Annotated in this window: 19 protein-coding genes; 9 read left to right on the forward strand and 10 right to left on the reverse strand. The window is 68.0% G+C overall.

Features of this window, described 5'->3' with window-relative positions:
* Positions 1-66: 66 nt before the first annotated feature.
* From acpP to CDO44_RS03820, 7 genes are all read right to left on the reverse strand, one after another.
* A complete protein-coding gene (acpP, locus tag CDO44_RS03790; protein ID WP_087779058.1) occupies positions 67-306 on the reverse strand; it encodes an acyl carrier protein in 240 nt (79 codons plus the stop codon).
* A 105-nt stretch (positions 307-411) separates the two neighbouring features.
* A complete protein-coding gene (gene fabG, locus CDO44_RS03795) occupies positions 412-1,155 on the reverse strand; it encodes a 3-oxoacyl-ACP reductase FabG (protein ID WP_087779060.1) in 744 nt (247 codons plus the stop codon).
* A 151-nt stretch (positions 1,156-1,306) separates the two neighbouring features.
* Complete coding sequence (gene fabD, locus CDO44_RS03800; RefSeq protein ID WP_087779062.1) at positions 1,307-2,251, reverse strand: ACP S-malonyltransferase; 945 nt, start codon at positions 2,249-2,251, stop codon at positions 1,307-1,309.
* A 33-nt stretch (positions 2,252-2,284) separates the two neighbouring features.
* Positions 2,285-3,301: a beta-ketoacyl-ACP synthase III gene (locus CDO44_RS03805; protein ID WP_087779064.1), complete on the reverse strand. Its 1,017-nt coding sequence runs from the start codon at positions 3,299-3,301 to the stop codon at positions 2,285-2,287.
* Complete coding sequence (plsX, locus tag CDO44_RS03810; protein WP_087779066.1) at positions 3,298-4,374, reverse strand: phosphate acyltransferase PlsX; 1,077 nt, start codon at positions 4,372-4,374, stop codon at positions 3,298-3,300. The genes CDO44_RS03805 and plsX overlap by 4 nt, the downstream gene beginning before the upstream one ends.
* Before the next feature lie 228 nt (positions 4,375-4,602).
* On the reverse strand, positions 4,603-4,785 hold the full coding sequence (gene rpmF, locus CDO44_RS03815; protein ID WP_087779068.1) for a 50S ribosomal protein L32: 183 nt from the start codon (positions 4,783-4,785) through the stop codon (positions 4,603-4,605).
* A 243-nt stretch (positions 4,786-5,028) separates the two neighbouring features.
* Positions 5,029-5,598 (reverse strand): DUF177 domain-containing protein, encoded by a 570-nt coding sequence (locus tag CDO44_RS03820; RefSeq protein ID WP_087779070.1) that lies wholly within the window; start codon positions 5,596-5,598, stop codon positions 5,029-5,031.
* Between the two features lie 172 nt (positions 5,599-5,770).
* Here CDO44_RS03820 and CDO44_RS03825 point away from each other — a divergent pair, with 172 nt between their 5' ends.
* The 8 genes from CDO44_RS03825 to CDO44_RS03860 all read left to right on the forward strand — a co-directional run bounded on the left by CDO44_RS03825 (position 5,771) and on the right by CDO44_RS03860 (position 12,997).
* On the forward strand, positions 5,771-6,388 hold the full coding sequence (locus CDO44_RS03825) for a Maf family nucleotide pyrophosphatase (protein ID WP_087779072.1): 618 nt from the start codon (positions 5,771-5,773) through the stop codon (positions 6,386-6,388).
* On the forward strand, positions 6,385-7,110 hold the full coding sequence (locus CDO44_RS03830) for an SAM-dependent methyltransferase (RefSeq protein WP_198951290.1): 726 nt from the start codon (positions 6,385-6,387) through the stop codon (positions 7,108-7,110). The genes CDO44_RS03825 and CDO44_RS03830 overlap by 4 nt, the downstream gene beginning before the upstream one ends.
* A 188-nt stretch (positions 7,111-7,298) precedes the next feature.
* Complete coding sequence (locus CDO44_RS03835; protein WP_198951291.1) at positions 7,299-8,939, forward strand: FAD-dependent oxidoreductase; 1,641 nt, start codon at positions 7,299-7,301, stop codon at positions 8,937-8,939.
* A complete protein-coding gene (locus CDO44_RS03840) occupies positions 8,936-9,268 on the forward strand; it encodes a ferredoxin family protein (protein WP_087779074.1) in 333 nt (110 codons plus the stop codon). Before CDO44_RS03835 ends, CDO44_RS03840 begins: the two co-directional genes overlap by 4 nt.
* A gap of 265 nt (positions 9,269-9,533) precedes the next feature.
* Entirely contained in the window at positions 9,534-10,586 is a 1,053-nt protein-coding gene (locus tag CDO44_RS03845; protein ID WP_087779076.1) for an ABC transporter substrate-binding protein, read from the forward strand.
* Positions 10,587-10,602: 16 nt separating this feature from the next.
* Positions 10,603-11,436, forward strand: coding sequence for an ABC transporter permease (locus CDO44_RS03850; protein ID WP_087779078.1), 834 nt, complete (start codon positions 10,603-10,605; stop codon positions 11,434-11,436).
* Positions 11,429-12,226, forward strand: a complete 798-nt coding sequence (locus CDO44_RS03855) for an ABC transporter permease (RefSeq protein ID WP_087779080.1) — start codon at positions 11,429-11,431, stop codon at positions 12,224-12,226. The genes CDO44_RS03850 and CDO44_RS03855 overlap by 8 nt, the downstream gene beginning before the upstream one ends.
* A complete protein-coding gene (locus CDO44_RS03860; RefSeq protein ID WP_087779082.1) occupies positions 12,227-12,997 on the forward strand; it encodes an ABC transporter ATP-binding protein in 771 nt (256 codons plus the stop codon).
* 31 nt (positions 12,998-13,028) lie between these two features.
* On the opposite strand, the gene sppA is transcribed toward CDO44_RS03860, so the two are convergent.
* The 3 genes from sppA to CDO44_RS03875 form a co-directional block, all read right to left on the reverse strand.
* A complete protein-coding gene (gene sppA / locus CDO44_RS03865) occupies positions 13,029-14,030 on the reverse strand; it encodes a signal peptide peptidase SppA (RefSeq protein WP_087779084.1) in 1,002 nt (333 codons plus the stop codon).
* 75 nt (positions 14,031-14,105) lie between these two features.
* Positions 14,106-14,786 carry an HAD-IA family hydrolase gene (locus CDO44_RS03870; RefSeq protein WP_087779086.1) on the reverse strand — a complete coding sequence of 227 codons (681 nt, stop codon included), beginning with the start codon at positions 14,784-14,786 and terminating at the stop codon, positions 14,106-14,108.
* Positions 14,783-15,778 carry an RluA family pseudouridine synthase gene (locus tag CDO44_RS03875; protein ID WP_087779088.1) on the reverse strand — a complete coding sequence of 332 codons (996 nt, stop codon included), beginning with the start codon at positions 15,776-15,778 and terminating at the stop codon, positions 14,783-14,785. Before CDO44_RS03875 ends, CDO44_RS03870 begins: the two co-directional genes overlap by 4 nt.
* 717 nt (positions 15,779-16,495) lie before the next feature.
* On the opposite strand from CDO44_RS03875, the gene CDO44_RS03880 reads away from it, so the two are divergent.
* Positions 16,496-18,516: Rne/Rng family ribonuclease (locus CDO44_RS03880; protein WP_233146031.1), on the forward strand; the 2,021-nt coding region annotated here is incomplete at its 3' end.

Consider the following 18,516-nt stretch of genomic DNA (forward strand, 5'->3'; position numbering starts at 1 on the left):
TGGCCGCGCCGAACCTAAAAAACGAAGGCGGCCGATGAGCCGCCTGCGTCATCGCATAGCGACTATTTACTTCTTGATGTGCGCACCGACGTAGTCGATGGCTTGCTGCACGGTCGTGATCTTCTCTGCTTCCTCGTCGGGAATCTCGGTCTCGAACTCGTCTTCGAGCGCCATCACGAGTTCCACCATATCGAGCGAATCGGCACCGAGGTCGTCGACAAAAGAAGATTCGTTTTTGATCTCGGCCTCGTTGACGCCGAGTTGCTCAGCGACGATCTTCTTCACGCGCTGTTCGATGCTATCCATGGAGATCCTCCAAAAGGGTCTATATCTAACTGAATTATAGCCAAGCTCGCCTGTCTAAAGCGCCCCGGCCGGACGAATGCATATCGCGGTCGCAATACGCGGAAATCAATTCATGAACATGCCGCCGTTGACGTGCAAGGTGGCGCCGGTCACATAGCCCGCCCCCGGCGAAGCCAGGTACGCGACGCAGTGGGCGATGTCTTCGGGACGCCCCAGGCGGCCCAACGGAATCTGGCCCAGCAAGGCACCGGTTTGTTCCTCTCCCAAGGCCCGGGTCATGTCGGTATCGATGAACCCCGGCGCCACGCAATTGACGGTGATGTTCCGGCTGCCCAGCTCCCGGGCCAGGGCCCGGGTCATGCCGGCCACCCCCGCCTTGGCGGCCGCATAATTGGCCTGCCCGGCGTTGCCGCTGGAGCCGACCACGGACGTGACATTGATGATGCGGCCCCATTTTGCCTTCATCATCCCCCGCATGACGGCACGCGAGAGGCGGAAAACCGCCGTCAGATTGGTATCGATCACCGCCGTCCAATCCTCGTCCTTCATGCGCATCGCGAGTGTATCCCGGGTGATGCCGGCATTGTTCACCAAAATGTGAGGGCCGCCCTCGGCCTTGCCGATTTCGTCCACCAGGGCGTCCACCGCGGCCCCATCGTTGACCTGCAGCACCGCGCCCCGCCCCTTGGACGGAAAACCCGCCAGCGCCTCGGTGATGGCCTCGGCACCTGCCTGGGTGGTGGCGGTACCGATCACGGTAGCGCCCCGCGCGGCCAGCTCCGCCGCGATCGCCCTGCCTATCCCCCGCGACGCGCCCGTCACCAGCGCGACCTTGCCTTGCAATTCCATGATTTTTTCCTTCTTTCAACCCGGCGCGGCCACCGCTCCGCGCCATTCATCCTTCCCAACCCCTCGGTCTTGCCAGGGCACAGCGGATCCGGCTCCGCCGGTCCGCCAGTGCCGCCCCTGGGGGGCGCGCGTAAGCGCGTAGGGGGCCCCTTCAAGCTGCCCTGGAGGCTACGGCCTCCAAGGCAGCTTGAAGCGTCGCCTGGTCGGTAACCGCCAGCGCCGTCAATTCGGGAGCGATGCGCTTGGCCAGGCCGGTCAGCACCTTGCCCGGACCGCATTCGACGATATGGGTGATCCCCTGGGACTGCATGGTCTGTATGGTCTCCACCCATCGTACCGGATGCCAGGCCTGGCGCACCAGCGCGTCGGCGATCGCCGCCGGCTGGGTCGGCGCGGCCACGTCGACGTTGTTCAGGACCGGGATGCGCGGGGACTGGATGTCGATCGCCTCGAGGGCCTTGGCCAGCGTCTGGGCGGCGGGCTGCATGAGGCTGGAGTGGAACGGCGCCGACACCGGCAGCGGGAGGGCGCGTTTGGCGCCCGCCTGCTTGGCGGCCTCGCAGGCCCGTTCCACGGCGGTCTTGTGGCCGGCGATCACGACCTGGGCCGGGGCGTTGAAATTGACGGCCTCGACCACCTCGGACTGGGCCGCGGCGGCGCAGGCGGCGCGCACCTGGTCGTCCGTCAGCCCCAGGATGGCGGCCATGCCGCCCTGCCCCACGGGCACCGCCGATTGCATGGCATCGGCACGAATGCGGACCAGGCGCACGGCGTCCTCGAGGGTAAGCGCGCCGGCGGCGACCAGCGCCGCGTATTCGCCCAGGCTGTGACCGGCCACCACCGACGGCGCCGGCCCGCCCGCGGCCTGCCAGGCGGCATAGGCGGCGACGCCGGCAGTCAGCATGACGGGCTGGGTGTAAGTGGTGAGATTGAGCTTGTCGGCCGGGCCGTTGGCCATCAGGCCGGCCAGGTCCTCGCCCAGCGCCGCGCCGGCGCGGGACACGACGTCGGCCACGGCGGCATTGCCGGCGAAGCCGTCGAGCATGCCGACCGATTGCGAGCCTTGGCCGGGAAAAACGAATGCGATTTTAGTCATGGGAAGAACCCTGTATCTGGTTTTCCTGGGTGCTCACATGCGGGCCAGCACCGCGCCCCAGGTGAATCCACCGCCCACGCCCTGCAGCATCACCAGGTCGCCCCGCTTGACGCGGCCATCGCGCCGCGCGGCGTCCAGGGCCAGCGGGACGCTGGCGGCCGAGGTGTTGGCGTGCAGGTCCACCGTCGAGACGACCCGCTCGAGGGGAATGCCGAGGCGCTTGGCGGTGGCATTGATAATGCGCACGTTGGCCTGGTGGGGGATGAGCCAGTCCACGTCGGACAGCGGCACGCCCGCCTCTTCGACCACTTCGTGCGCGACACGGTCGAGCACCGTCACGGCCTGCTTGAAGACGGCCTGCCCTTCCATGCGCAGGAACGGATCGCCGGTGACTTCGCCATAGGCGACGTTGCCCGCCGCGCAAAGGATCTTGGTCTGGCTGCCGTCCGCATGCAGCTTGGCGGCCATCACCCCGGGCTCCGGCGAAGCCTGGAGCACCACCGCGCCGGCGCCATCGCCGAACAGCACGCAGGTGGAACGATCGTTCCAGTCGAGGATGCGGGAGAAAACCTCGGTGCCGATGACCAGCGCGCTGCGGGCGCGGCCGGCCCGCACGAAGCTGTCGGCGGTGGTCAGCGCATAGATGAAACCGGTGCACACGGCCTGCACGTCGAAGGCGGCGGCGCGCGAGGCGCCGAGCTTGGCCTGGATCAGGCAGGCGGTGCTGGGAAAAACGAAATCGGGCGTGGAGGTGGCGACCACGATCAGGTCGATGTCGGCGGCCTCGACGCCGGCGTCCTGCAGCGCGCGGCGCGCAGCCTCGGTGCCGAGTTCGCTCGAGGTGACGCCGCGTTCGGCGATGTGGCGCTGGCGGATGCCGGTGCGTTCGACGATCCAGGCATCCGAGGTTTCCACGCCCCGCTGGGCGAGCTCGGCGGCGAGCTCGTCGTTGGTGACCACGCGCTCGGGCAGGCAGCTGCCCGAACCGACGATTCTCGACCACACCGCGGGAGCGGGACTGCCGGACGGACGCGCCGCTGTTGCACTCATGCAATATCTCCATGCGAGGATGACACCAGGCCAGCCTCTTGCTCGGCCCCGCCTGCCGGCACGCTCGTTATCTGCGCGATGGTCTGCGCAGTCCGGGCGAGCAGGCCGCTCTCGACCGCGTCGTAGGCGTCCTGCAAGGCCCATTCGAACGCATAGGCGTCGGCGGAACCATGGCTCTTGATGACGACGCCGCGCAATCCCAGCAGCGCCGCCCCGTTGTAGCGGCGCGGATCCACTCGCCGCCGGAAGCGGTTCAGCACCGGCGTGGCGATGGCGCCCATCAACAACGTGAACAGGTTTCTCTTGAACTCTTCCTTGATGAACACGCCCAGCATCTTGGCCAGGCCCTCGGAAGACTTGAGCACGATGTTACCAACAAAGCCATCGCAGACGACGACGTCCACCGTGCCCTTGAAAATGTCGTTGCCTTCGACGTTGCCGTGGAAATTGAGCGGGCTGCCGCGCAAGAGCTCGGCCGCCTGCTTGACGACGTCGTTGCCCTTGATGGCTTCCTCGCCGATGTTGAGCAGGCCCACGGTGGGCCGCTCGCGGTGGCCGACGCTGGATACCAGCGCCGATCCCATGATGGCGAATTGCAGCAGGTGCTCCGCCGTGCAGTCGACGTTGGCGCCGAGATCGAGGATGACCGTCATGCCCCCCGACTGGTTGGGAATCGCCTTGGCGATGGCGGGACGATCGATGCCGTCGAGCGTCTTGAGCACATAGCGCGAAATCGCCATCCATGCGCCGGTGTTGCCGGCCGACACGCAGGCGTCGGCCTTGCCGTCGCGCACGAGTTCGGCGGCCACGCGCATCGAGGAATCCTTCTTGCGGCGCAGCGCGACCTCGACCTTGTCGTCCATCGTGACGACTTCCGAGGCCGGCACGATGCGCAGCCGCTCGCGCTGGGAAGCGGACGCCTTGGCGTGCGCCAGGCGGGCCTCGATCTGGTCGGCCAGGCCGACCAGCAGCAGTTCGGTGCCAGGGTGGCGGGCGGAAAACGCCAGGGCAGCAGGAATCGTCACGGGCAGGCCGAAATCGCCTCCCATGCAATCGATCGCGATACGGATCATAGCCATGGACGCAGAGACGACTGCCCGCGTTCGCAACGGCCGCCCGGCTTTCTACAGACGAAAGCTGTATCGGTCATCGGCAAACCTGGCTCGGCGGGACAGACAAGACCGGGAAAAAGGTTCCGCAAGTGCCCAGGGGTGAAATGCCGACTTCTTGACCTTGCGGCGTCCGCATTCCACCCCTGAGTGACGACCCCAGTGCAAGGTACTGCCCGGGGTCGCTCGGTATCACTCGTCGTTCTTGGTCTTGATGACTTTGCGGCCGCGGTAGATGCCATTGGGGCTGATGTGATGACGCAGGTGCGTCTCGCCCGTGGTCGGCTCGACCGCGATGGGAGGATTGGTGAGGAAATCGTGGGCGCGGTGCATACCACGCTTGGAGGGCGACTTTTTGTTTTGCTGAACGGCCATGTGACTGGACTCCTAGGAACGGCGCGCATTGTAAGCCAGAAGCCTACGCGTGACCGCCGCGAGTTCTAAAACCTGCTTTTCGAATGATGACGGCGGTCTGCGCAGGCTTGCCCGAAACGCCGTCCAAAAACCCAAACTGCTACGAAAACGCTTACAACAATCGCTTATTCGCCCGCATCGCGCCCAGCTGCCCGCAGAAGCAAGGCAGCGCGGCCCGGTGCGACTATACACAAAAACTGTCGCTTATTTGCCGACATCGTCCGGCCGGGTCTTCAATCCGGCCAGCACCGCGAACGGCGAAGGCTTGTCGTCCGGCGCATCGCCGGACTTCCCGCCCCCCGAGGGGCACACGTCGTGCCTGGGCACGTACGGGACACTCAGGATCAGTTCGTCCTCGACCTGCTCGAGCAGGTCGAACCTGCGCGATCCCAGCACCTTTTCGAAATCGCGCCCCGCCTCGATGGCGTCCATGTCGGACTCGTCGAACACATCGGGATCGTCGAGCTCGGCTTCGGTTTCGACCAGCTGCAGCGCGACTTCGGATTCGATGGGCGTCGCCAGCGGCCCCAGGCAGCGCTGGCACTGCAAGGTAAGCACGGTTTCGACATCGAGCCGGATCAGAGGTTCACCCAGGGGACCGCGATCGGCCCGGGCCGACCAGCGCACCACTGCCGCCGGATCCTGCTCGGGCAGCCCTTCGAGAAGACGCACGAAGCGCGCCAGCGGCGTGCTGCCCTCGAGCGAGCGGCCGAGCCTGACGAACTCGAACGCATCGATATGGCGCACCGCGCCGGCTTCGCTGACGTTTTTCACGACGTGCTTCCCGGAAAATTCCGCCACGCTCCCGGGTCGGCTAAAGGCCAGAAAAGGACCTGGAAAGCCCCCCCAAAGCAAAAGAAAAAGCTGCCCGGGAAAACGTTGGATAATAGCGCGAAAGCTCAAAAAGAGTCAAACAAGTCAAATACTTACCCCTCCCGTGGCAACCATGGCAACTCCCGAATCCCGTCCCCGGTCGCTGGTACTCGCGTCGACCTCCCCTTATCGGCGCGAGCTGCTCGAACGCCTGCGCCTGCCTTTTTCCGTCGTCCCGCCCGGCGTGGACGAGACTCCCCTGCCCGGCGAGGAACCCGCCGCCCTGGCCCTGCGCCTGGCGCTGGCCAAGGCGCGGGCGGTCAGCCGGACGCGCCCCGGCGCGCTGGTGGTCGGCTCGGACCAGGTCGCGACCCTGGGCGACGCCCCGATCGGCAAGCCGGGCAGCTTCGACAAGGCGCTGGAGCAACTGCGCGCCATGCGGGGCAGGACCGTGACGTTCCACACCGCCGTGGCCGTCGACGACGGCCGGCGCGCCGCCAGCGCCACGGTCGTGACCCGCTGCACGCTGCGCGACCTGCCGGATCGGGCGCTGCGCGCCTACCTCGAAGCCGAACGGCCCTTCGATACGGCCGGCAGCGCCAAGGCCGAGGCCCTCGGCATCGCGCTCATGGAGCGGATAGACAGCGACGACCCCACCGCCCTCATCGGACTGCCCCTGATCGCGCTGACCAGGCTGCTTGCCGAATTCGGCCTCGACCCGCTGGACGCTCTGGAGGAGGCGCGCGCGTGAACGCATCCCCGCACGGCATCCTGCACCTGATCCCGGTTTCCCTCGGCAATGCGCCGCCAGAGCGCTGGCTGCCGGCCGAGGCACGCGCCCTGGCCGGGCAGCTGGACACCTACATCGCCGAGAACGCCAAGACCGCGCGTGCCTTCCTGAAGGCCATCGGTACGGTGCGTCCGATCCAGGAAATCACCATCCACACGCTCGACGCCAAGACCGGCGACCGCGACATCGCGGCCTGGCTCAAGCCCATCGCGGCGGGCGGTCAGATCGGCCTCGTCTCCGAAGCCGGTTGCCCGGCCGTGGCCGACCCCGGTGCGCGCGTCGCCCGGGCAGCGCATGAAATGGGCATTCGGGTGCAGCCCTGGGTCGGCCCGTCCTCCATCCTGCTCGGTCTCATGGCCAGCGGGCTCGACGGCCAGCGCTTCGCTTTCCACGGCTACGCGCCGGTGGATGCGGGCGAGCGCGCGCGCCAGCTGCGCGAGTGGGAACAGGCCTCGGCGCGGCACAACCAGACCCAGATGCTGATCGAGACGCCCTACCGCAATGCCGCCATGTACGGCGCGCTCCTGGCCGCATTGCGGCCGACGACGCTGCTGTGCATCGCCCGTTCGCTCACGACCGACCAGGAATGGGTGCGGACCTGCAGCATCGCCGACTGGAAGCGGCAGCCGCCGCCGCAGCTGGACAAGCAGCCGACGCTGTTCCTGTTCCTGGCAAAAGGATGATTCCCGCCTGCGCGTGCCGTCTTCGTCACATGCGATAAACGGATAACCAAGCGCGAAAGAAATCGTTGGGCAGCCAGGCTCCCGTCTCTAGTATCCGGCTCATGGCCGGCATGCGGAGCGCGGGGCTTTCCCTCTCCCCATCCGGTCCCCGCCATTCCGGCCGCGGGCCGGTCCCAGGAGAGATGAACATGGCAGTACACGATTTGCACGTCCTGTCCGGCGCCGACGCCTCGGTCCGCCACGATGCCGATGTGCTGGTCATAGGAGGCGGCCCCGCCGGCACGTGGGCGGCGGTCAGCGCGGCGGCGCGCGGTGCGCGCGTCCTGCTCGCCGACAAGGGATATTGCGGCACCTCGGGCGCGACGGCGCCGTCGGGAACCGGCGTCTGGCACGTCCCGCGGGACGCCGCCGCGCGCGAGAAGGCAAAGGCCAGCCGCCTCGAAATGGGCGGTTTCCTCGCAGAGCACGCCTGGATGGACCGCGTGCTCGAACAGACCTGGGTCAACATCGATACGCTCACCGAATGGGGCTATCCCTTCCCCGTCGACGAGAACGGCCAGTTGCGCCGCACCTCGCTGCAAGGCCCCGACTACATGCGGCTGATGCGCAAGGCCGCCAAGCGCGCCGGCGCGCGCATCCTCGACCACAGTCCGGTACTGGAATTGCTGGTGGACGACCGCGGCGCCGTCTGCGGCGCGTACGGCATCAATCGGCAGAGCGGATCGACCTGGATCGCGCGCGCCGGCGCAGTGGTGCTGGCGACGGGCGGTTGCGCTTTTCTCAGCCGCGCGCTCGGCTGCAACGTGCTGACCGGCGACGGCTATCTGCTGGGCGCCGAAGTCGGCGCCCAGCTGTCGGGGATGGAATTCTCCAATGCCTACGGGCTGGGGCCGGCCTTCGCTTCGGTCACCAAGTCGCTGTTCTACAACTGGGCAAGCTTCTACGACCGCGACGGACGCCGCATCGAAGGCGCGGGCTCCTCGCGCGGACGCGGCGTCATCGCCAAGACACTTGCCACCCAGCCCGTCTACGCGTGCCTGGATCGGGCCGACGAACAGGTCCGCGCCTGGATGCGCACCGCCCAACCCAACTTCTTCGTGCCCTTCGACCGGCAGGGCATCGATCCCTTCACGCAGCATTTCCCGGTGACCCTCAGGCTGGAAGGCACGGTTCGTGGCACAGGCGGCCTGCACGTCGTCGACGAAAGCTGCGCCACCACCGTGGCCGGCCTGTACGCGGCCGGCGACGCCGCCACGCGGGAATTGATATGCGGCGCCTTCACCGGCGGCGGCAGCCACAACGCCGCCTGGGCCATGTCGTCCGGCTTCTGGGCCGGCGCCGGCGCAGCCACGTTCGCCCGGGATGCGCGCGCCTTCAGTCATCGGCGCGCGCATCGGACGGCTACGGTGGGACTCGGCGAAGATGCCGCCCAGGTGTGGGACCCGGACGAGGTGATCCGCGCCGTGCAGGCCGAGGTCTTCCCTACCGGGCGCAACTGGACCCGCAGCGGCGCACTGCTCGAAGACTCGCTGGGGCGGCTGGATGCCTGGTGGACGCGCGTGCGCCGCGGCCGGCCCGCGGCGGGCGGCGTGCAGGTGGTGCGGGCGCGCGAGGCGGCGGCCATGCTCGCGACCTCGCGCTGGATGTATCGCAGCGCCCTGCAGCGCACGGAGACGCGCGGCATGCACCGGCGCGCGGAACACCCGGCGCTCGATCCGGCGCAGCACCACCGGCTCGTCAGCGGCGGCCTGGACGAGATCTGGGTGCGGGCGCAGGCGGTACCGACACCGGCCATTCCCGGCGCGTTCGGGGGCAGGGCCGCGGCATGATCGAGATCGTCAGCGCCGAACGGTGCACCGCCTGCAACATCTGCGTGCACGCCTGCCCCACGAACGTATTCGACGCCGTGCCCGGCGGCCCGCCGCGCATCGCCCGGCAGGCCGATTGCCAGACCTGCTTCATGTGCGAGCTGTACTGCCCTGCCGATGCGCTGTACGTGGCGCCCTCGGCCGATCGTCCCGATGCGACCGCGGTGGAAACCGCTCCCCGCGTGCAGGCCCTGATGGGCAGCTACCGGTCCTCCATAGGCTGGGGATCGGGAAGGACGGCCACGGCGAAGCGGGACAGCAGTTTCGAGTTGCTTGAACGCGCCCATTAATAAATACCCCCCTACGCGCTTCGCGCGCCCCCCAGGGGGCGGCGCTAGCGGACCGGCAAAGCCGGATCCGCGGCGCCCTGGATCTAGTACGAGTTTCTTGGTTTGTGCACCGTTGCTACCGCTGGCAGCCAGCGAAGCACCGGCGCCACATTCCAAGAAAGCGGTACTAGACCCAGGATGCGGTGGATCCGGCTCCGCCGGTCCAGGGGACTCACCATGCTGGGCGCGCGTCAGCGCGTAGTGGGCCATTCCTTTAGGACAGATAATGCAATTCATTCGATTTGCGGCGGCCGCGGTGCTCGCCGTTGTGTCAGCAACCGCTCAGGCGCAGGCGTGGCCGGAGCAGATACGCTTCGGCGGTTTCGGGCAGGGTTTCGGCAAGCCGTATGGGCTGGCGGTGCTCGCCATCGCGCAAGGCAAGGGCTTCATTGCGGAGGAGTTCAAGGACACGCCGGTCAAGCTGAGCTTCGAGTATTTCACCGGCACCGGTCCGGCGATCAACGAGGCGATCGCCAACAAGCGCCTGGACTTCGCCCAGTACGGCGCGCTGCCCAATATCGTCGGCAAGGCCGCTGGCCTGCCCACGCGCATCGTGACGTCCTACGGCTACACTACCATCTTCGGCGTGGCCCGGCCGGACGTGCCGGTCAAGTCGTTCAAGGATCTCAAGGGCAAGCGGGTGGCGGTGGCCAAGGGCACGGTGTTGCACTGGGCCTTCCTCAAGGCGCTGGAACAGAACGGCCTGACGCTCAAGGACGTCACGCTGCTCGACCTCAGCACGGCCGACCAGCTGGCGGCGCTTACCGCGGGCAGCGTGGACGCGGTCATCGGGTCTAGCGTCCTGCTCTCCCTGCGCGACAAAGGCCTGGTCAAGGTGTTCTACAGCTCGCACGACATCGGGCCCAAGGCGGCCGGTTTTGGCGCCATCACGGTGACCGAGTCGTTCGAACAGCAGTATCCCGAGGCTACGCAGCGCGTGGTGCGCGGCCTGGTGCGCGCCGCCGCGTGGCTGAGCGCGGAGCAGAACCGCGAAGAAGCGCTGCGCATCTGGACCCGCTCCGGCGTACCTTATGAAGCCCTGCGCAGCGAATACGACGGCGTGCCGCTCAAGGACGTGTTCAATCCGCGCATCGACGACTTCTTCGTTTCGCAATACCGCGACGCCATCGCCTTCAGCAAGGACCAGAAGCTGATACGCGCCGGCATCGATCTGCAGCAATGGTTCCAGCCCAAGTACGTCAACCAGGCGCTGCAGCAGCTCAAGCTCGAGCAGGCATGGCCGCGGCGCGACGCGAACGGCAAGCCGCTGGAAGGCTGACCGGGAGGACGACGAGATGACCGCCCGTACCGACGTCCGCCTGGACCGCATCGCCGCCCCGGCCGCGTCCGCGCCCCGGCCCCGCAACGCCGGCGCGTGGCGCTCGGCGCTGCTGCCCCTGCTGCTGCCCGCGGTGGCGCTGTGCGCGTGGCAGCTGGCCGCCTCGCGCGGCTGGATGGCGCCGCAGATCCTGCCCGCGCCGGAGCTGGTCCTGGCGAGCTTCCTGGAGCTGCTGGAGAGCGGCGACATCGCCGCGAACTTCGCCGTCAGCCTGCATCGCATCGGCCTGGGCTTTGGCATCGGCGCCGCGCTGGGCCTGGCCACAGGCATCGCGCTCGGCGTCTCCGACACGGCCCGCGACTATGCCGACCCCCTGTTGCGCGCGCTGTTCGCGGTACCCTCCATCGGCTGGATTCCGATACTTATCTTGATCTTCGGCATTGCCGAGACGCTCAAGATCCTGATCGTGGCCAAGGCGGTGTTCGTTCCCATCGTCATCAATACCTCGCAGGGCATACGCGACATTCCCCATGCCTATCTGGAAGCCGCCCGGGCGCTACGGCTGCGGCCCTGGACCCGCTTCACGCGCCTCGTCCTTCCGGCCAGCCTGGGTCCGGTCTTCAGCGGGGTGCGCCTCGGCCTGGGCCACGCGTTCATCGCCCTGATCGTGGTGGAAATGCTGGCCGCGACCGAAGGCATCGGCTACATGATGGTCTGGGGCCGCAAGCAGTTCCAGACCGACGTGGTGATCGTGGGCATGATCGTGGTGGGGCTGGCCGGCTTCGCGCTGGACCGGGTGCTGCTGGGCATCGAAAAGACCTTGAGCCGTTGGGTGCCGCCGCATGACTGAAACCGCCCTGCCCGCATCGCGTGCCAGCCGCGCACGCATCTCCTCGCGTGCGTGGCGCGGCGCCGCCGTCCCGGCCGCACTCGTCCTGGGCTGGCTCGCATTCGTCGATAGCGGGGTCATCCGCACGCCGCTGCTGGTCCCCCTGCGCACGATCCTGGGCGCTCCCTTTCTCGATCCCGACGGCCGGCAGATCTGGCTCGCGCTCGCCGCCAGCCTTGGACGCGTCGTCGCCGGCATGGCGATAGGCAGCACGGCCGGCGTGGCGCTGGGCATCGCCCTGGGACTCTCGCGGCCGCTGCAGCGGAGCGTCGCACCCACCCTGCACACCCTGCGCCAGATTGCCCTCTTCGCGTGGATTCCGCTGCTCACCGCCTGGTTCGGCACCGGGGAAACGGCCAAGGTCGCGTTCATTTCGCTGTCCGCATTCTTTCCCGCCTTCCTCAACACCGAGCAAGGCGTGCGCGCGATCCCGCGCGCATACTGGGAAACGGCCGCCGTGCTCAAGCTGCGGCCCTGGCGCCGGGTGACGAAGATGGTGCTGCCCGCGGCGCTGCCCTCCATCCTGATCGGCCTGGAAATCGCGCTGTTGACCGCCTGGATCGGCACGGTCGGCTCGGAATACGCGATCGGCGTCGGCCGCGGCGTAGGGGCGTTCCTGGTGGCCGCGCGCGAACTGTTCCGCATGGACCTGGTGCTGGTCGGCGTCGTGGCGCTGGCGCTGGTCGGCTATGCCTTCAATCGCGCTTCGCGGCGCATCTTTTCACGTATCGTGACCTGGCGGGACCGCTGAATGACGACGTCTTCTTCCGTACACGCCCCCGCGGCGCTTTCTTTGCGCCGCGTCGGCAAGCAATACACCGTGGACAACCAGCCGCTGCCGGTGCTGGACCGGATCAGCCTCGACCTGAAGCGGGGCGAGTTCCTCAGCATCGTCGGTGCATCGGGCTGCGGCAAGTCGACGCTGCTGCGGCTGGTCGCCGGCCTGGATTCCGCCTTCGACGGCGAGATCCTGATCGACGGCCGCCCCGTCGCCGGCCCGGGCGCCGAGCGCGGCATGGTGTTCCAGGACCATAGGCTGTTTCCGTGGCTGACCATCGCGGGCAACGTCGCCCTGGGCTTGGACAGCCTCGACCTGCATGCCCGCGAACGCGATGCGCGCGTGGCGGCAATGCTGGAACTGGTGGGCTTGCCGGCCTTCGCCACGGCCTATCCTCACCAGTTGTCGGGCGGCATGGCGCAACGCGCGGCGATCGCCCGTGCGCTGGTTTCCGAGCCGGACATTCTGTTGATGGACGAGCCCTTCGGGGCGCTGGACTCGCTCACCCGCGTCTACCTCCAGGAGGAGTTGCTGCGCATCTGGTCGCAGCGCCAGGTGACCGTCATCGTCGTCACGCATGACGTGGAAGAGGCGGTCTACCTGAGCGATACCGTCGCCGTCATGGCGCCGCGGCCGGGCCGCATCGTCGGGGCGACGACCGTGGACCTGCCGCGTCCCCGCGACCGCGCCGACCCTCGTTTCGGCGAGCTCAAGAGCGCTATTCTCGGCCAGTTGCGGCGCTGAACGGGCGGCGGTTCGCGCCGCCCTTCGCCCGCTATTTCCAGTGCCAGACGCCGCCGGCGCCGCCCAGTCCGGTCTTGGCCACGCCCGCGCCGAAGGAAACGCCCACGCGCTTGGCGAAGCGCTCGGCAAAGTTCTCGCGCACGGTATAGTCCACCACGGTATCCGCCTTGATGACGTCGCGCGCGACGCTGTCCACGGTGCCCAATTCATCCGCCAGCCCCAGCTCCACGCTCTTGGCGCCGGTCCAGATCAAGCCGCTGAACATGTCGGGGGTCTCGTGCAGGCGCTCGCCCCGCCCTTCGCGCACCGCGCTCACGAACTGCCGGTAGATCTCCTCGACCAGCGCCTGCGCGTGCGCCTGCTGGGTGGGATTGCGCGGCGAGAACGGATCCAGGAGCGCCTTGTTCTCGCCGGACACCACCAGGCGCCGCTCCACGCCGAGCTTGTCCATCAGGCCGGTAAAGCCGAAGCCTTCCATGATGACCCCGATCGAGCCGACGACGCTGGCCTGGTTGACGAAGATCTTGTCGGCGGCCGCGGCCACGTAATAGCCGCCCGAGGCGCAGATTTCCTCGACCACGGCATAGACGGGCTTGTCGGGATTCTGGCTGCGCAGGCGGCGGATCTCGTCGTAGATCATGCCGGCCTGCACCGGGCTGCCGCCCGGGCTGTTGATCCGCAGGACCACGCCCTTGGCGCCGCTGTCGTCGAACGCCGCCTGCAGCGCCGCGTTGATTTTCTCGGCGCTCGCCTCGCCTTCGGCGTCGATGACGCCGTCGAGGTTGATCAGCGCGGTATGCGGGTCGGGCGTGCCCGAACCCGACCCGCCGAACAGCACGCCGGTGGCCGTCAGCACCACCAGGACCACGATGGCCAGCGCCAGCAGGCGGAAGAATATGGTCCAGCGGCGCCGGGCGCGCTGCTCCTTGAGCGATGCGAAGACCAGCTTCTCCAGCACTTCGCGCTCCCACTCGCCCGGAGCGCTGCGGGGCGGCGTGTCGGGCGGCGGGGCGGAATGGACATCCTGGGACATGGAAAGAAACTCGCTATGAAAGGTCTGGATTCGTAGGATAGGGCAAGTCTTGCCGCCACGACAGCCGCGGGGCGGCTACGCCGCCCTGGCCGCGACACGTCCGGCCAGCCAGCCGCTGAGCTCGCCGATGCTGCCCACCAGCGTCTGGGGCGCACAGCCGGCGAGCTCTTCCTTCGCATGCGCCCCGTAGGTCACGCCCACGCCATGTATGCCGGCGTTGCGCGCCATCTGGAGATCGTGCGAGGTATCGCCGACCATGACCGCTGCAGCCGGATCGACGTCCAGTTCGCGCATGATCTCGAACAGCATGGCCGGATTGGGCTTGGAGAAGGTCTCGTCTGCGCAGCGCGTGGTGTCGAAGTAGCGGCGGATGCCGGTCGCGTCCAGCGCCCGCTCCAGCCCCACCCGGCTCTTGCCGGTCGCCACCGCCAGGCGGGCGCCGCGCTCGGCCAGCCCGGCCAGCATCTGCTCGGCGCCGCTGAACAGCTTCAGTTGCGGGTCGCGCGTCAGGTAGTGGAAACGGTAGCGGGCGACGAAGGCCGGCACCTGGGCCTGCTCGAGGGTGGGCACCGCGGCCAGCAGGGCATCCTGCAGGCTCAGGCCGATGACCCAGGCGGCCGCCTCGTCGGGGGGGACGGGCAGTCCCAGGTCGCGGCAGGCGGACTGGATGGCGGCGATGATGGTCGGCGTCGAGTCCATCAGGGTGCCGTCCCAGTCGAACACGATCAGCGAATAGCCCTGGACGGGTCGGATCATGGATTTTCCAGATGCTGTAAGAATTTGACGCAATCTTCGGGCAGACGGGCCTCGAACGCCAGCGGCTCTCCCGTCGACGGATGCGGCAGGCTCAGGGTGTGGGCGTGCAGGAACATCCGGCGAAACCCGCGCTGGACGGCCGCCGCGGTGGCGTGCTCGTCGCCGTATTTGTCGTCGCCCACGATGGGAAAGCCGCAACTGGCCAGGTGCACCCGGATCTGGTGCGTGCGCCCGGTCTTGAGCTCGGCGTCCAGCAGCGAATACGACCCGTAGCGCCGCTTGAGGGTGAAGATGGTGTGAGCCGGCTGGCCGGCCGGATCGACCTTCACCCGGCGCTCTCCCGATTGGGTGGACCACTTGGTGAGCGGCTTGCGCACGTGCTGCCGGTCGTTCACCCAGTCCCCCGCCACCAGCGCCAGATAGTGCTTGTTCCACAGGCCGTCGCGCAGCGACTGGTGCAATCCCAGCAGCGCGCTGCGCTTCTTGGCCACCAGGAGGAGCCCCGAAGTGTCCCGGTCCAGGCGGTGCACCAGCTCCAGGAACCTGGCCTGGGGGCGGGCGCGGCGCAACTGCTCGATGACGCCGAAGTCCACGCCGCTGCCGCCGTGCACCGCGACGCCCGCGGGCTTGTCGATCGCCAGCAGGGCATCGTCCTCGAAGACGGTGGGAAACTCGGTGGCCGGCACGAAGCGCACCGGCGCCTCCGGCAGGCGGAATGGCGGCACGCGGACCACGTCGCCGGCCGCGATCCGGTGGTCGACCGCCACGCGGCCGCGGTTCACGCGCACCTCCCCGCCGCGGATGGCCTTGTACAGGTGGCTTTTCGGCACGCCCTTGCACAGGCGCAGCAGGAAGTTGTCGAGCCGCTGGCCATCGTGCGCCTCGTCCACTTCGACCAGGCGCACCGACGGCGCCGGCGCGGGTTCCGGGGACTTGGCCGGCCGGTCCCGGCCGGTCGAGGATTTCGCTTTGCGCAACAATGGGAGCGACATATAATCCTGAAGCCTGATGGAATCAGGCGGGTTGGAGCACAGGGGTTGACGCACACGTTGACCGCATGTCCCTAGTCCGCACTTCCGGCGTCGAGACGCGCTTTTCGCGGCGTTTCCGCCTGGTGTGCGCGAGACCTTTCCGAACCCTGGCCGCGGTGCCCAATCGGGCTGCGGCACGCCGCCGAACGTATCGCGGCTGGCCATGCAGCCTTTGCAGCACGCCGCCGGGTCTGGACAGGTCGCAAAGTGTGCCGGAATTGTACCCGTCCCGCCCGCCGGATTCTTCCGGGCCGTCATGGTCGCCCGCTCGTCGCACCGCAATGGCCTCAAATACATGGAAGCCAGCCACGCAACGACGGATATGCGCCCGCGGACGCTAGTACAGAGAAACCGTCGTCGTATACGCAAAGGCTCGCCCATGAGGCGAGTCTGTCTGGCTCGCAAAAACCGTGAATACCACTGCTTTCGATCCCGCAATCGTCCATCGTCCCCACCGCAGGCTGCGGTTCCTGGGCGATGGCTGCGGCATCCACGGTGCCTGCGCTCTCTCCCGACCTTGCGCATTCCCACCCGGCCAGTCATCGTGACCTGAGTCCGCGGGGTGCGGCTTTTCGCGCACCGGTTTCCTCCACTCGCTCCGCGCATCGCGCATCTTCCCGACGGCCCGAGGCTGCGCGCCGGTTTTTCGGCGCGACACGACCACGGAGAACTTCATACATGAAGCGCATGCTGTTTAACGCAACGCACCAGGAAGAACTGCGCGTTGCCATCGTCGACGGGCAAAAGCTCATCGACCTCGACATCGAAACCGCCGGCCGCGAACAGCGCAAAGGCAACATCTACAAGGGCGTCGTCACCCGCATCGAACCCAGCCTGGAGGCCTGCTTCGTCAACTACGGCGAAGAACGCCACGGCTTCCTGCCCTTCAAGGAAATCGCCCGCACCTACTTCAAGGAAGGCGTGGACGTGCGCAGCGCCCGCATCCAGGACGTGCTGCGCGAGGGCCAGGAACTGATCGTCCAGGTCGAGAAGGAAGAACGCGGCAACAAGGGCGCGGCCCTGACCACGTTCATCTCGCTGGCGGGCCGCTACCTGGTCCTGATGCCCAACAACCCGCGCGGCGGCGGCGTCTCGCGCCGCGTCGAAGGCGAGGATCGCCAGGAACTGCGCGAAACCATGGAGCAGCTCCAGGTTCCGCAAGGCATGAGCATCATCGCCCGCACGGCCGGCATCGGCCGCAGCGTGGAAGAGCTGCAATGGGACCTGTCCTACCTCATGCAGCTGTGGACGGCCATCGACGGCGCCGCCCGCGAGAATGCCGGCCCCATCCTGATTTACCTGGAATCGAGCCTGGTCATCCGGGCCATCCGCGACTATTTCTCGCCCGACATCGGCGAGATCCTGATCGACACCGACGACATCGCCGACCAGGCCTGCGCCTTCATGAGCGTGGTCATGCCGGACAACGTCCAGCGGGTGAAACGCTACCGCGACGACGTGCCCCTGTTCTCGCGCTTCCAGATCGAGCACCAGATCGAGACCGCCTACGCCCGCACGGTGCCCCTGCCCTCGGGCGGCGCAGTGGTGATCGACCACACCGAGGCCCTGGTCGCGGTGGACGTCAACTCGGCGCGCGCCACCAAGGGCAGCGACATCGAGGAAACCGCGCTGCGCACCAACCTGGAAGCGGCCGACGAAGTGGCCCGCCAGTTGCGCCTGCGCGACCTGGGCGGCCTGATCGTCATCGACTTCATCGACATGGAGGACGGCAAGAACCAGCGCGCCGTCGAGCAGCGCCTGCGCGAAGCCCTCCATTTCGACCGTGCCCGCGTGCAGATGGGCAAGATCTCGCGCTTCGGCCTGATGGAGCTGTCGCGCCAGCGGCTGCGCCCGGCGCTGAACGAGGGCTCGCACATCACCTGCCCGCGCTGCAACGGCACCGGCGTCATCCGCGACACCGAATCGAGCGCCCTGCAGGTACTGCGCCTGATCCAGGAAGAATCCATGAAGGAGAACACCGCCGCCGTGCACGCCCAAGTGCCCGTGGAAGTGGCCACCTTCCTGCTGAACGAGAAGCGCACCGACATCGCCAAGATGGAAGCGCGCCTGAAGGTCAACGTCATCCTCATCCCCAACAAGCACCTGGACACGCCGCATCACCGCATCGAGCGTCTCCGGCACGACGATCCCCGCCTCGAAAGCACCAAGGCCAGCTTCGAACTGGCCGAGGCGCCCGAAACCAACCTCGCCTATTCCACCCAGGAACACGAGGTCAAGGCGCGCCCCGAGGCCATCGTCAAGGGCATCACGCCTGCCCAGCCCGCGCCGGTTTCCGCTCCCGCGACGAACGGCGCGAACGGCTCCCGCGGCAAGCAGCCGGCTCCCGCCGAGGCCGCTGCCGGCGGCTTTTCCGGCCTGATGTCGCGCCTGTTCGGCTGGCTCAAGGGCAGCGCCGCCGAGCCGGTCGAGCCCGCCGCCCGTCCGCGCAAGGAAGAATCGCGCGAAGACCGCGAGGCCAACCGCAACCGCCGCCGCAACGCCCAGGGCAACCGCGGCCGGCGCGACAACCGCGAGGCGCGCGCCGACGATCGCGAGCGCCAGGAGGGCGAGGACGTCCGCAAGGAAGCCCGCGCGCCGCGCCGCGAAGGCCGCCGCGACGACCGTACGCGCGCACCCCGGCAGGAAGACCTGCGTAGCGCGCCGCCGGCCGCCGACGAGACCGAGCAGCAGGCCGGTTG

The sequence above is a fragment of the Pigmentiphaga sp. NML080357 genome (assembly GCF_002188465.1).
In the GTDB taxonomy this organism is placed as follows: Bacteria; Pseudomonadota; Gammaproteobacteria; order Burkholderiales; family Burkholderiaceae_B; genus Pigmentiphaga.